Genomic DNA, 13,820 nt, shown 5'->3' on the forward strand with positions numbered 1-13,820 from the left:
TTTTCACTCTATCGTCAGGGTTCGATAGCTTAATTCGGAGGCAAGATGTCAACCGCCACAGCAGCGCCAGCGCAGCGGCAAAAACAATGGGACACGCGTCGCACCGAGAAGCGCCGCCGCCTCGACGCCGTGCGCCATTACGCGAGCGGCCCCGTGCTGCAACAGGGCGACATGGTCGCCGTGCTCGAAGCCTTGCTGGCGCCGGGCGACCGCGTCGTCCTCGAAGGCAATAACCAGAAGCAGGCCGACTTCCTCGCCCGCATGCTGACCCAGGTCAATCCCGACAAGATCCACCATCTGCACCTGATCATGCCCAGCGTCAGCCTGCCCGAGCACCTGGACCTGTTCGAACGGGGTATCGCCCGCAAGCTCGATTTTTCGTTTGCCGGCGCGCAAAGCCTGCGCATCGCCCAGTTCCTGCAGGATGGCTTGCTCGAGGTGGGCGCCATCCACACCTACATCGAACTGTATGCGCGCCTGTTCGTCGACCTCACGCCGAACGTCGTCATGGTGGCCGGCTACATGGCCGACCGCCAGGGCAATCTGTACACGGGCCCCAGCACGGAGGACACGCCGACCCTGGTGGAATCGGCCGCCTTCCGCGACGGCATCGTCATCGCCCAGGTCAATCAGATCGTCGACGACGTCAGCGATTTACCCAGGGTCGACGTGCCCGGCTCGTGGATCGATTTCGTCGTGCAGTCCGATAAACCGTTCTTCATCGAGCCGCTGTTTACCCGCGACCCGCGCGTGATCAAGCCCGTGCACGTGCTGATGGCCATGATGGCGATCCGCGGCGTGTATGAAAAACACCAGGTGCAGTCGCTCAATCACGGCATCGGTTTCAATACGGCCGCCATCGAGCTGATTTTGCCCACGTATGGCGAGCAGCTGGGCCTGAAAGGCAAGATCTGCCGCAACTGGGTGCTGAACCCCCATCCGACCTTGATCCCTGCCATCGAGACGGGCTGGGTCGAGAGCGTGCACTGCTTCGGCGCGGAACTGGGCATGGAAGGCTATGCGGCCGCGCGGCCCGACGTGTTCTTCACGGGCCGCGACGGCTCCATGCGCTCGAACCGCGCCCTGTGCCAGCTGGCCGGCCAGTACGCGGTCGACCTGTTCATCGGCGCCACCTTGCAGATGGATGGCCTGGGCAATTCGTCGACGGTGACGAATGGACGGCTGGCGGGCTTCGGCGGCGCGCCGAACATGGGCCACGATCCGCACGGCCGGCGCCACCCGACACCGGCCTGGCTGGACCTGATCGAGACGGACGACCCGCTCGCGCGCGGCAAGAAGCTGGTGGTGCAGATGGTCGAAACGTTCCAGGATGGCGGCCAGCCGACGATCGTCGAATCGCTCGATGCCGTCGCCGTGGGCCAGGCCAGCGGCATGCCGCTCGCGCCCGTGATGATCTATGGCGACGACGTCACCCACGTGCTGACGGAAGAGGGCATCGCCTACCTGTACAAGGCCCGTTCGCTCGACGAACGCAAGGCCATGCTGGCGGCTGTCGCCGGCGTGACGCCGATTGGCCTGCGCCACGACCCGAAGACAACGGCCAAGCTGCGCGCCGACGGCCTGATCGCGCTGCCCGAGGATATCGGCGTGCAGCGCGGCGCGGCGAACCGCTCGCTGCTGGCCGCGAAAAGCATCGCCGACCTGGTCGAATGGTCGGACGGCCTGTATCAACCACCCGCCAAATTCAGGAGCTGGTAATGATTGCAATGAGCACAATGATGATAAGGCCAGTGCAGATACGTACTGCCGCGCTGGGACGGCAAGTGCTGCAGGCGCTGCTCGATGAAGTGACCTTGACGCCGAAACCGGGCCTGGTCGATTTGCGCAGCCGTGGCGCGCACACGGACTTGAACTGGGCTCTGATGTGCCATTCGGCCTGCGTGCTGGAGCCCGTATTTGCCGCCATGGCCGACGCTGGCGCGCGGAGTGAAGACGACGACCTGCTGCGCCAGCGCATCGGCGCCATCGGCCGCGATGGCGAGGCGCTGATGTTGGCAGCCACGGGCGGCGTGAATACGCACCGTGGCGCCATCTGGGCGCTGGGCCTCTTGGTGACGGCGGCGGCGCAGCAGGGCGCGCGCGGCGCATCGCTGGCACCAACAGCCGTGGCGGCGCGGGCCGGTGCACTGGCCCGTTTGCACGACCGCGGCGCGCCTGGCGCCACCGGCAACAAGGGCGAGCTGGCATGCCGCCAGTATCGGGTCGACGGCGCGCGCGGCCAGGCCCGAGCCGGCTTTCCTCTGGTGACAGGCGCCGGATTGCCTGCCTTGCTGGCCTCGCGGGCGCGCGGCGACAACGAAACGACGGCGCGCCTGAACGCTTTGCTGGCGATAGTCAGCCAGCTGGACGACACCTGCGTGCTGTCGCGCGGCGGCGAATCGGCCTTGCTGGCAGTGCAGGCAGGCGCTGCGCGGGTGCTGGCGGCCGGCGGCGCGGCCACTGCCGCCGGCACCGAAGCGCTGCTGGCGCTGGAAGCGGTGGCGCTGGCGCGCGGCGTGTCGCCAGGCGGCTCGGCCGACCTGCTGGCCGCCACCCTGTTCCTCGACCGATTGACAGAAGGAGAAGCGCATGGAAACGCGTGACTATACATTCCCGGCAGGGCAGCCGGCGGCAGGGCGCGCGCTGGCCGGCGTCGTCGGCTCGGGCGACCTGGAAGTGCTGCTGCAGCCCGGCAGCGATGGCGTGACCCGCATCGTCGTCAACACCTCGGTCGATGGCAAGGGCGCCGTGTGGGATGCGCTGTTGCAGCGCGTATTCGGCGGCGAGCCGCTGCCGGCGGCGCGCATCGTCATCAACGATTGCGGCGCCACGCCGGGCGTGGTGCGCATGCGCATCGAGCAAGCCTACGAAGAATTGCAAGCGGGGAGGGCGGCATGAGCACATTGCAGCAATTACTTGAGCGTGACAGCTTCATCGAACGGGGCGCGCGCAGCCGGGCCAAGGCCTTGCTGGATGCGGGCAGCATGCGCGAACTGCTCGACCCGTTCTGCGGCATCGCTTCACCGTGGCTGCCGCAACAAGGCGTGACGGCCCAGGCGGATGATGGCGTCGTGGTGGCCAAGGGCCTGTTCGGCGGCCAGCCTGCCGTGGTGCTGGCCATCGAGGGCGCCTACCAGGGCGGCAGCATGGGTGAGGTGGGCGGCGCGAAGATCGCCGGCGCGCTGGAACTGGCGGCGCGCGACAACCGCAACGGCATACCGACGCGCGCCGTGATCCTGTTCGAGACGGGCGGCGTGCGCCTGCAGGAAGCCAACCTGGGCCTCGCTGCCATTGCCGACATCCATGCGGCCATCGTCGACCTGCGCCGTTACCAGCCTGTCATCGGCATTACGGCCGGCACGGTGGGCTGCTACGGCGGCATGTCGATCGCGGCAGGCTTGTGCAGCTACCTTGTCGTCACGCGCGAGGCGCGCCTGGGTCTCAACGGCCCCGCCGTCATCGAGCAGGAGGCGGGAGTGGATGAATTCGATTCGCGCAACAAACCGTTCATCTGGAGCCTGACGGGCGGCGAGCAGCGCTTCCACAGCGGCCTGGCCGACGCCTATGTCGAAGACGACACGGCGCAGATGCGCGCCACGGTGGCCGAACTGTTCGCGCGTGGCGTGCCAGCACAGCACCGCAGCAGCCAGGCCGACGATTTTCTCGCTCGCCTGGCGCAAGTGGACGCCGGCCCGCAAGCCACGCCGCAAGCCGTGCGCAGCATCTACAGCAAAGGAACCACACCATGAACGCCATCACCGATACGAGCCGCGGCGCAGTCTGGCTGGCGGCCCTGACGCAGCATGCCGCGCCGCTGTCTGATTACCCGCCTTCCGTGCGCGTGGCCGACGCGCCGCTGGCGGGCGAAGCGGCGCGCTACCTTGCCGTGCTGCCCGACCCGGACAACCGTTTTACGCGCGCCCGCACGGGTGAAATCGGCCTGGTCGAGGCGTGGCAGCTGGCGCGCGCCGTGCGGCAGGCGGTGGTCGAGGACCGCGCGCTGACCGTGAAACGCCCCATCGTCGCCGTCATCGACGTGGCCAGCCAGGCCTACGGCCGGCGCGAAGAGGCCTACGGCATCCACCAGGCGCTGGCCGGCGCGGCAGGCGCTTACGCCGAGGCGCGCCTGGCCGGCCATCCCGTGATCGGCCTGATCGTCGGCAAGGCCATGTCGGGCGCCTTCCTCGCGCACGGCTACCAGGCCAACCGCCTGATCGCGCTCGACGACCCGCAAGTGATGGTGCATGCGATGGGCAAGGCGTCGGCCGCGCGCATCACCTTGCGCACCGTGGAAGCACTCGAAGCGCTGGCCGCCACCATCGCGCCGATGGCCTACGACATTGGCAACTACGCCACCCTGGGCCTGCTGTGGCAAACCTTGCAGGTGGCGCAGCCCGACGATCCGTCGGCGCAGGACGCGGCCGCCGTCGAGGCCTGCCTGCAGGCGGCCCTGGCCGACATCCGCGCCGATCCGCTGGCGGACCTGTCCAGCCGCCTGGGCGCGCCGCACCGCCAGGCGTCGGCAAAAGTCAGGGAGGTGCTGGGGCAGCAGTGGTAGGTGAAACAACAGAGAAGACTTCAAGTCATTCCATTCCTATAACGGAGACAAATCATGATCATTTACGGAACCGCACTGCTGGCGTTATGCCACTTGCTCGGCATCTTCCTGGGCGACCTGCTCGGGCAGCTGATGGGCGTCAAGACCAACGTGGGTGGCGTGGGCATCGCCATGCTGCTGCTGATCTGCGCCCGTCTCTACATGCAGCGGCGCGGCTGGCTGCCGCAGATGACGGAGCGGGGCGTCGAATACTGGGGCGCCATGTATATTCCCGTGGTGGTGGCGATGGCCGCGCAGCAGGACGTGGTGGCGGCCTTGCGCGGCGGGCCGGTGGCCGTGCTGGCCGCCATCGGTTCCGTGCTTGTCTGCGGCGCCGTGATTTCCATCATTAATCGCATGGAAAACCCGCGCATGGAAAACCCTGCCGCCGCAGAAGCCGACTCGATGCTGATCAAGGAGCACCGTCATGCTTGAGATATTTGAAAAAGCCGCCATCCACAATGGCCTGGTGACGGCATTCGCTTTTGTCGGCCTGATCATGCTGCTGTCCGTGGCGCTGTCGAAGTATCTGACCCTGGGCCGCGTGCACGGTTCGGCCATCGCCATCGTCATCGGCCTGGGGCTTGCTTACTGGGGCGGCGTGCATAGCGGCGGCCACAAGGGACTGGCCGATCTGTCGCTGTTCGGCGGCATCGGCCTGATGGGCGGCGCCATGCTGCGCGACTTTGCCATCGTCGCCACGGCCTTCGAAGTGCAGGCGACGGAAGCGCGCAAGGCGGGTCTGATCGGCGTCGTGGCGCTGATGCTGGGCGTGGTGCTGCCGTTTCTCGTCGGTGCGGGCATCGCGTACGCGTTTGGCTATTCGGACGCCGTCAGCATGACCACTATCGGCGCCGGCGCCGTCACCTACATCGTCGGCCCCGTCACGGGCGCGGCCATCGGCGCCAGTTCCGACGTCATGGCGCTCAGTATCGCGGCGGGTCTCATCAAGGCCATCCTGGTGATGGTGGGCACACCCGCCGCGGCGCGTTTCCTGCGACTGAAAACGCCGCGTTCGGCCATGGTCTTCGGCGGCCTGGCCGGCACCGTCAGCGGCGTATCGGCGGGCCTTGCCGCCACCGACCGCAAGCTGGTGCCGTATGGCGCGCTGGTGGCCACGTTTCATACGGGCCTGGGCTGTTTGCTGGGTCCATCGTTGCTGTTCTTTGCCGTCAAGGCGGTGGTGGCCTGATGGAAGCCTGGCGCGCGCATGATCTGTTGTGGCTGGACGGCTTGCCGGACGGCGCATCCTTGCCAGCCTGGGCCGACTCTGTCTGGCTGCAGGCCGCGCCCTTGGTGGTGCGGCGCGCCAGCACGGCCCCCGGGCGCATCCCCGTGGGCCTGCGCGGCAGGTCGCGCAGCGAACGGTATGCGTTCGAAGTGGATGCGTCGGCGGTCGTGCGCCGCGTCACACCGGAAATGCTGGCGCATGCGCCAGTGCCGGATTTTTCCTGCGCCGCGCTCGACGCGCTGCGGCAAGTTGCGCCGCTGCTCGACGCCACGGGCTGGCCTTGGGGGCCGACGGGCGGCGTCGGTTTCGCGTTGGCCAGCGGCTTGCCCGTGCTGCGCGCCGACAGCGACCTCGATCTCGTGCTGCGCATCGGCGCGCCGCCGGACCTCGCCCGGGCCGACGCCCTGCGCGCCATCGCGGCCACTGTCACGGCGTGCCGGCTGGACATGCAGATCGACACGGGCCGTGGCGGCTTTGCGTATGCCGAGTGGGCGGCGGGGCGGGGCCGGGTCTTGTTGAAAACGGATCATGGTCCCGTGCTGACGGCCACGCCATGGGAGCTGGCATGAGCGTCTTGTTTACCTTTCCCGGCCAGGGTGCCCAGACTCCGGGCATGCTGCATGCGTTGCCCGGCGATGCGGCCGTGGCGGCGGCCCTGGCCGAAGCGGCTGAAGTGCTGGGCCACGATCCTTTGGCGCTGGATACGGCTGACGCGCTGGCGTCGACGCGGGCCGTGCAACTGTGTTTGCTGATCGCGGGCGTGGCGATGGCGCGCTCCCTGGCCACGCGCGGTGCGCTGCCCGACATGGTGGCCGGCTTTTCCATCGGAGAATATGCGGCGGCCGTCGTCGCCGGCACGCTCGATTTCACCGACGCCGTGCGCCTGGTGGCGCGGCGCGGCGAGTTGATGGAGCACGCGTATCCGGCCGGCTACGGCATGGCGGCCATCATCGGCCTGGACCTGGCGCAGCTTGAACCCTTGCTGGCGCAGGTGCATGGCGCTGCAACGCCCGTATATGTCGCCAACCTGAACGCGCTGCGCCAGATCGCCATTGCCGGCAGCGAGCCCGCCTTGCACGCCGTGATGGCGCTGGCCCTCGCGCATGGCGCCAGCAAGGCCAAGCGCCTGGCCGTCAGCGTGCCGTCGCATTGTCCGTTGATGGAGGCTGCCGCCGGCGACATGGCTGCCGCCTTCGATGGCGTGGTCGTGCGCCGTCCATCGCTTGTCTACCTGAGCAGCAGCGCGGCGCGCGCGCTGTTCGACCCGGCCCGCATCCGCGACAGCCTGGCCGCCAACATGGCGCAGCGCGTGCAGTGGACCGCTACCGCGCGCCTGGCGTGGGAACGTGGCGCCAGGCTGGCGCTGGAAATGCCGCCCGGCAGCGTCCTGACGCGGTTGACGGCGCCTGATTTTACGGATGGCGTGGCCGTCTGCTGCGACGGCAACCGCAACGACAGCCTGCTGGCGCTGGTGAGGCGGGAGCGGGAGGGCGCCGCGCCTTAGAGTCTGGCGCTCAATCCAATCTGGAAGCCACGGCCCGGCAAGGGCGCGATGTATTTCAGTGGAGAATTGTGTGGCCTGGCGTCCTCATCGAGCAGGTTGGTGCCGCTGATGAATACGTCGATGCCGGCAAACGGTGAATTCGGCACTTGCAGTGCGCGGCTCACCTGGAAGTTCACCATGGTGTAGCCGTCGAGCGGCACTTCCTCGCTGACACTCTTGCCCAGGTACTTCTGCTTGTCGTACCAGGTGCTGGAAAGCTTTGCCTTCCACCCCTTGTTTTCCCACAGCACATTCGCGCCATAGCGGTTGGTGGGCATGTTGGGCAGGTAGGCGCCGTCGTTGTGTGCGCGCAGCTTGTCCGGATTGTCCGCCTTGTTCTTGACCAGGTCGGCAAAGGCGGAGAGGTTCAGCTTGCCGTAGCCGCCAAGCTGAATGAGCTGCGAGGCGTCGATCTCGAATCCCTTGACCGTCGTATCTGTCTGCTTCCAATATTTTAATGGCAGGCGATTCGCCGTCTGCAGTCCCGAGTGGCCAAGATAGAGATAGTTCTCGTACTTCATGACGTAGCCGGTGGCGGACAGCTGGAAGCCGCGATTGGCGAATAAGCCCGTAAGCTCGGTATTTCGCGCGCGCTCGGCTTTCAAATCCTGGTTGCCTTCTTCCTGGGTCATGATCGAATAGTGGCGGTTGCTCGCATACAACTCATTGACGTCGGGCGCTCTTTCCGACGAGGCATAGCGCACCTTCGCACCGAACAGCTGGCCCAGCTTGGCCGAGGCCCCCAGGTTATAGCTGTTCAGGCTGAATGACCTGTCCTCGAGTTTGGCATTTTTCGCATTCCTTGACGTCTTGAATCCGCTCTGGCGGATGTCGTGCTCGACTTTTTCATGGCGAAAACCCGCATCGAAGGTGGCCCAGCCGGCGTCGAGGCTTTCCTTGACGAACAGCGCGCTGCTGGCCGTGCGCGTATCGGGAAGGTAAAGCTGCGGCCCGCTGCCGGTGATGTCGCGGGATTGATGGCTCAGGCCAAGCAAGCCGCTCAAGGGGCCCGCGCGCCGGTGCGCCAGCAGGAGCTCGGCTTGACTGGTGTCGAAGCGGTAGTCATTCGCCTTTGCCGCTCCCAGGCGTTCTCCCGACGTATTGTTCAGGCGCGACACGCGCAGCTGCGCGCTTTCCATATACGCGACGGGGTCGCGCAGAGTGGCTTCCAGCGCATATTTATCCTGGCTGATCACGACGCCGACTGGCAACCCCTCGTCATGGTTGGCCCCGAAAGACTTGTTTTCCATGGAAAAGCCCGGCACGCCATAGTCGCTATTCTTGGTGTCGAGGCTGACGGCCACGTAGCCGCGATCGAAAAAATAGGTGCTGCCGACGGCAAAGTGGGAATTGCTGGCATGGCTGTTGCCCAGGGTGCCGTGGTAATCGGGTGTCACGTCCTTGTTGATCTTGTTCTGCACCGTCTTTGGCGTACCGGGCACATAAGCGGGGTTAGGCGGATTGACGTAGGTCTTGCGCTGCCAGACGGATGTCGGCTGATTCGTATAAAAGGAAAAATCGCCGTCCGCCCAGTCCGGATTTTCCTTCATGAACTGGTCGATAAACGGTTGCGAAGCCTTGTTGTAGACTTGCTGGATCTTCGCTTCTTTCTGGCAACTGTCGGCCAAAAAACTATTCACGCCGCCGCTTGAAGGGAACAGCTGGCTGTTGCACACGCCGGCCTTGCTGTTGCCGGGAATATCGTAATGTCCGATCTTCTGGAATGACATCTGCAGATTCGTCGAGAAATGTGTGCCATCGTTGAAATTCATGCGCAAGCCTTGCGCGTCGGCATCGTTGAAGCCCTTGCGCAGCACCAGCTCCAGGTCTTTCTCCTTGCTCTCCATCTTCCTGGAAATGAGGCCGGAATCGACGTCCACGCTGCCGCCGATCGCATTGCCGCCGAAACGTACGCTGTCGGACGATTTGTTCACGCTCACGCTGCGCGCAAACAGCGGGTCGAACGGGATGTTGATGTCGCCGCTGAGCGCATTCATGCCGAGGATGGATTGGCCATCTTCCAGGATTTGCACGCGGCTGCCACTGAGGCTGCGAATCACGGGGGCGCCGGCATTCGGGCCGAAGGCGCTGCTTTGTACGCCCGAGACATGCTCGAGCATGCCGCCCAGGGTCCTGTTCTGCGCTTGCGTATTCTCGACCAGCACGACGCTGTCGATGCTGGAAGGCCTGTCTGCCCTGACTTTGATGGTTTGCAGTGTGACGTCTTCCGCCGCGTAAGCGAGCGGGGAAGTGGACAGCATGGCAGCTGCGAATACGTGATGGCGCATAGGACTCTCTAAAAGGCGGAATGGGATGCTGGCGCTGGACGCAGGCGCAGCGCGAAGTGATAAATGCAATTTAGTTGCAATAATAGCTGGCGCGTCATGTTATTGCAAGTAAACTGCATTTGGTCGCGCGGAAGGCGCAGCACGGACAGCCGGCATGTGCCGGCTACCGTGTAGCAAAGTGAGGAGGGGGGATGGCCGCTATTATTAGTTGCGCGTTGCGCGTGTGCGGCGCAGACCGAAGGAGTCCGCCTGCGCCCTCGTGGAGCCGTTGCTTCAGGTGGATTGCTAGGGTTTTTTCGCCTGCAGCCGGCGCGAACGCCGTTTTCTTTCCCAGATGACGATGCCCGTCACCGACAGCATGGCCACCATCACGCCCATGAAGGACATCATGATGCGTCCCGGCATGCCGAGGATGCGGCCCGAGTGCAAAGGGAATTGCAGTTGCACGAAGACGTCGGCCGCCGTGCCTTCCCATGGCTTGTGCTGGCCGATGATGCTGCCGTCCATGCCGTCGACGTACAGGTTTGACAAGCCCATGCCGGCCGCGCCAAATTCATCGGCCGGGTCGAAGAACGAGACGTTGTAGAACGAGTAATTGCCGCCGTAATAAATGCCGCCGATGGGTGAGGTGATGCCGCGCTGCACGGCCTGCTTTTTGGCGATGGCCACGGCTTGCTCGAAACCGATCGCGGGTGTGATGTAGGTGCCGTATGGCGCCGGCGTCTGCGTTTCGTACGGGCCCGGCGTGGTGGTCGAGACAAGCGACATGACGGGATAGAACACTTCGCGGTACAGGTTCAGCGAGAACGACGTGAACGCGACGACGATGATGATGGCCCACACCCACAGGCCGCCCGCGCGGTGCAAATCGAAATTGAGCTTGTAGCCGCCGGCCGCCCAGCGTACCACCCACGATGGCTTCCAGCGCTGCCACCAGTTGGCGGCGTCGCGGTGGCGCGGCGCCTCGTCCTGCGCGCGCGGGCGCAAGCGGCGCGGCGTGGTCAGATAAAACGCCACCATGCTGTCGAGCAACCAGATCAGGGCGACCGTGCCCATCAGCCAGTAGCCCCAGCGGTCCGTGCCCCAGAAGGCGGGCACGTGCAGGCTGTAGTGCAGGTGGCGCAAGAATGGCATCAGGCTGCGGCGCGACAGGGAAATGGCCGTCGAATCGCGCGTGCCCGTGATCTGCGCCGTGACGGGATCGATGTAGACGGTGTTGTAGTCGAGCACGAACGGCTTGTTCGTGGCCGGATCGGTGAGCGGGCGCACCATGAAGGCGCCCGCATGGCCTTCTTCCAGGCCCAGGGTCATGTAATTGACTTCCACGCGCGGGTCGGCGGCGGCCACTTTTTGCGCCAGCACGAATGGCGGCTGCAGGGGACCGCGGCCCGGCGTTTCCATGATGTCGGCGTTGAGCCACTCGTCCAGTTCGTGGTCCCACGACGTGACGGCGCCCGTGAGGCCCGCGACGATGAGGAAGAGGGCGATGGTGAGACCGGCCCAGCGGTGTATGACAGTCCAGAAAGCGCGCATGCGGTACAAACCTTCAACATAAAACCGGCTTGTTGCCGCCAGCGGGCGCCACCGGGGCACACAGGGAAAAGCCAAGTATGGGCCAGGTACAGGCCTGTTATTTTGATAATGGGAATCGTTCTCATTATCCGCCGTGGCATGGCGTTTGTCCAGCGCCAATGGTGTTGCCTCGAGTCAAATGGCGCATGCTAAGATGCTAGCAAGAAGTTAATTTACATTCCACATGGAAATATTCAAGGTTGAAGCGGCATGCGTATAGAAGATCGGAACAATGTCCGCGTGAACGAACGCAGCGGTGCACCGCTGGCGGGCGCGGCAGCCACCATGGTGTTCATGCATGGTTTTGGCTGCGATCAAACCATGTGGCGCTATCTGGAGCCGCTGTTTCGTCCGCACTACCGCACCGTGCTGTTCGATCTTGTCGGCAGTGGCGCTTCCGACCAGGGCGCCTATGATTTCGATCGCTATGCGCGGCTCGATGCGCATGGCGCCGATTTGCGCCGGGTCATCCATGCCGTTGGCGGCGGTCCCGTGATTTGCGTCGGCCATTCCGTCAGCGCCATGAGCGCCTTGCTGGCCACCATCGCCGAGCCGGACCTGTTCGCCGCGCAAGTCATGCTGGCGCCGTCGCCGTGCTATATCGACGATGCGGCGGCCGGCTACCGTGGCGGCTTCAGCCGTGCCGATATCGACGACTTGCTGGATGCCATGGACAGCAATTACCTGGGCTGGTCCGCCGGCATGGCGCCTGCCATCATGGGCGCGCCCGGGCAGCCGGCGCTGGGAGACGATCTTATGAACAGTTTTTGCCGCACGGATCCGGCCATCGCCCGGCATTTCGCGCAAACCACGTTTTTGTCCGACCACCGCGCCATCTTGCCGCGCAACAGCACGCCGGCCCTGATCGTGCAATGCAGCGACGACTTCATCGCGCCACCGTCCGTGGGCGAGTACTTGCGCGAGATGCTGCCGCGCAGCAGCCTGCACGTGGTCGACAATGTCGGTCATTGCCCGCACATGAGCGCGCCCGATGCCAGCTACCGCGCCATCCGCCGCTTTCTCGACGGCCTGCACCTGTAATGCGCGACACGATGCCTTCCTTGCCTGATACCAGTACCTTGTTCCAGCACGCGGCCTGCGGCTTGCTGCTGTGCACGGCCGACGGCACCATCGTGCAGGCGAACGCCACCTTTTGCGGCTGGCTCGGCTATAGCGCCGAGGAATTGCTCGGGAAAAAGAAACTGCAGGACTTGCTGACCATCGGCGGGCGCGTGTTCCACCAGACGCACTGGCTGCCGCTGATGCAGGTGCAGGGCAGCGTGTCGGAAATCCTGCTTGACATGCGCCAGCGCCAGGGGCAGTCGATCCCCATGCTGTTCAACGCCGTGCGCCGCGTGCACGAGGGCGTGCGTTATGACGAGATCGCTGTCTTTGTCGCCAGCGACCGGCGCAAATACGAACAGCAGCTGCAGCTGGCGCGTAAGGAAGCTGGCGAGCTCAACGAGCAGCTGGCGGCCGCCGACCGGCGCAAGGACGAGTTCCTGGCGACCCTGGCGCACGAGTTGCGCAATCCGCTGGCGCCCATGCGCAATGTGCTGGAAGTGCTGCGCCTGGCGCAGCTGGACGACCCGCAGCTGCGCTGGGCCCGTGACGTGCTGGGCCGGCAAGTGGCGCACATGACGCACCTGGTCGACGATTTGATGGAAGTGTCGCGCATCACGCAGGGGCGTCTGGAATTGCGCCGCGCCAGCGTGGAGCTGGCGCCCGTGGTGGAAGCGGCCCTGCACAGCGTGGCCGAGCTGGCCGGGCAATCGGGCCACGCGGTGCACGTGGAGCAATGGCCGCAAGCCATCTGGCTCGACGCCGACGCCACGCGCCTGGGACAGATGATCGCCAACTTGCTGACCAACGCCGTCAAGTACACGCCCGCCAACGGCGTCATCGGGCTGGAAGTGGCATGCACGGAAAACGCCGTGCACATTACCGTGCGCGATTCGGGCATCGGCATCGCGCCCGAGCACCTGGACACGGTGTTCGACATGTTTTCGCAGCTGGAGCCGGCCCTGTCGCGTGCCCAGGGCGGCCTGGGCATCGGCCTGTCGCTGGTGCGCGGCCTGGCCGAATTGCATGGCGGCAGCATCAGCGCGCACAGCGATGGCGTGGGGCTGGGCAGCACCTTCATTCTGCGCCTGCCGCTGCCCGCCGTGCCGCTGCAAGCGCCGTCCGAGCCCAACCGCCGCTTGCTGGCCGGCACGCGCGAGGGCAAAGTGCTGGTCATCGACGACAGCGCCGACGCGGCCGAAAGCCTGGCACTGGCGCTCGACATCCTCGGCTATGAAGTGCGCACGGCCTACGACGGCCCGGCCGGCATGTCGGCCGCGCAAGTATTCATGCCGCAAGTCATCCTGCTCGACATCGGCTTGCCGGACATGAATGGCTACGACGTGGCGCGGCTGTTGCGTAGTGAACCCTGCGGCCAGGACGCCATCCTCGTGGCCGTCACGGGCTGGGGCCAGGACAAGGACCGCCAGATGGCATCCGATGCGGGCTTCGATCTGCACCTGACCAAGCCTGTGGATTTTTACGAGCTCGATGCGGTGTTGCAAAAGATGCTGCGGGCGGAGTGAG

At 65.4% G+C, this 13,820-nt stretch carries 13 protein-coding genes; 11 read left to right on the top strand and 2 right to left on the bottom strand.

Features of this window, described 5'->3' with window-relative positions; translation table 11 throughout:
* Window positions 1-45 precede the first annotated feature (45 nt).
* Genes mdcA through mdcH form a run of 9 tightly spaced genes read left to right on the top strand, consistent with a single transcriptional unit; the run spans window position 46 to window position 7,332 of the window.
* Complete coding sequence (gene mdcA, locus OPV09_RS14410) at window positions 46-1,719, top strand: malonate decarboxylase subunit alpha (RefSeq protein WP_034751155.1); 1,674 nt, start codon at window positions 46-48, stop codon at window positions 1,717-1,719.
* Window positions 1,719-2,603 carry a triphosphoribosyl-dephospho-CoA synthase gene (locus OPV09_RS14415; protein ID WP_034751152.1) on the top strand — a complete coding sequence of 295 codons (885 nt, stop codon included), beginning with the start codon at window positions 1,719-1,721 and terminating at the stop codon, window positions 2,601-2,603. Before mdcA ends, OPV09_RS14415 begins: the two co-directional genes overlap by 1 nt.
* Window positions 2,590-2,898: a malonate decarboxylase subunit delta gene (locus tag OPV09_RS14420; RefSeq protein ID WP_034751150.1), complete on the top strand. Its 309-nt coding sequence runs from the start codon at window positions 2,590-2,592 to the stop codon at window positions 2,896-2,898. The genes OPV09_RS14415 and OPV09_RS14420 overlap by 14 nt, the downstream gene beginning before the upstream one ends.
* Window positions 2,895-3,749 (top strand): biotin-independent malonate decarboxylase subunit beta, encoded by an 855-nt coding sequence (locus OPV09_RS14425; RefSeq protein ID WP_034751147.1) that lies wholly within the window; start codon window positions 2,895-2,897, stop codon window positions 3,747-3,749. The genes OPV09_RS14420 and OPV09_RS14425 overlap by 4 nt, the downstream gene beginning before the upstream one ends.
* Window positions 3,746-4,558, top strand: coding sequence for a biotin-independent malonate decarboxylase subunit gamma (gene mdcE, locus OPV09_RS14430; RefSeq protein WP_034751144.1), 813 nt, complete (start codon window positions 3,746-3,748; stop codon window positions 4,556-4,558). Before OPV09_RS14425 ends, mdcE begins: the two co-directional genes overlap by 4 nt.
* 54 nt (window positions 4,559-4,612) lie before the next feature.
* Window positions 4,613-5,032, top strand: a complete 420-nt coding sequence (gene madL / locus OPV09_RS14435; protein WP_034751142.1) for a malonate transporter subunit MadL — start codon at window positions 4,613-4,615, stop codon at window positions 5,030-5,032.
* The gene (gene madM, locus OPV09_RS14440) at window positions 5,025-5,789 is read left to right on the top strand and encodes a malonate transporter subunit MadM (protein ID WP_034751139.1); all 765 of its coding nucleotides are present in this window, start codon (window positions 5,025-5,027) and stop codon (window positions 5,787-5,789) included. The genes madL and madM overlap by 8 nt, the downstream gene beginning before the upstream one ends.
* Window positions 5,789-6,397, top strand: coding sequence for a malonate decarboxylase holo-ACP synthase (locus tag OPV09_RS14445; protein WP_034751136.1), 609 nt, complete (start codon window positions 5,789-5,791; stop codon window positions 6,395-6,397). Before madM ends, OPV09_RS14445 begins: the two co-directional genes overlap by 1 nt.
* Window positions 6,394-7,332, top strand: a complete 939-nt coding sequence (mdcH, locus tag OPV09_RS14450) for a malonate decarboxylase subunit epsilon (protein WP_338678562.1) — start codon at window positions 6,394-6,396, stop codon at window positions 7,330-7,332. The genes OPV09_RS14445 and mdcH overlap by 4 nt, the downstream gene beginning before the upstream one ends.
* On the opposite strand, the gene OPV09_RS14455 is transcribed toward mdcH, so the two are convergent.
* Both OPV09_RS14455 and OPV09_RS14460 read right to left on the bottom strand, forming a co-directional pair.
* The gene (locus OPV09_RS14455; RefSeq protein WP_338678563.1) at window positions 7,329-9,632 is read right to left on the bottom strand and encodes a TonB-dependent receptor; all 2,304 of its coding nucleotides are present in this window, start codon (window positions 9,630-9,632) and stop codon (window positions 7,329-7,331) included. The two genes, mdcH and OPV09_RS14455, sit on opposite strands and share 4 nt — an antisense overlap.
* 312 nt (window positions 9,633-9,944) lie before the next feature.
* The gene (locus OPV09_RS14460) at window positions 9,945-11,192 is read right to left on the bottom strand and encodes a PepSY-associated TM helix domain-containing protein (RefSeq protein ID WP_338678564.1); all 1,248 of its coding nucleotides are present in this window, start codon (window positions 11,190-11,192) and stop codon (window positions 9,945-9,947) included.
* A gap of 249 nt (window positions 11,193-11,441) precedes the next feature.
* On the opposite strand from OPV09_RS14460, the gene OPV09_RS14465 reads away from it, so the two are divergent.
* On the top strand, window positions 11,442-12,272 hold the full coding sequence (locus OPV09_RS14465) for an alpha/beta hydrolase (RefSeq protein ID WP_338678565.1): 831 nt from the start codon (window positions 11,442-11,444) through the stop codon (window positions 12,270-12,272).
* Window positions 12,273-12,283: 11 nt separating this feature from the next.
* Window positions 12,284-13,819, top strand: coding sequence for a hybrid sensor histidine kinase/response regulator (locus OPV09_RS14470; protein ID WP_338678566.1), 1,536 nt, complete (start codon window positions 12,284-12,286; stop codon window positions 13,817-13,819).
* Window position 13,820: the final 1 nt, after the last annotated feature.

The organism is Janthinobacterium sp. TB1-E2 (assembly GCF_036885605.1).
Lineage (GTDB): Bacteria > Pseudomonadota > Gammaproteobacteria > Burkholderiales > Burkholderiaceae_D > Janthinobacterium > Janthinobacterium aestuarii.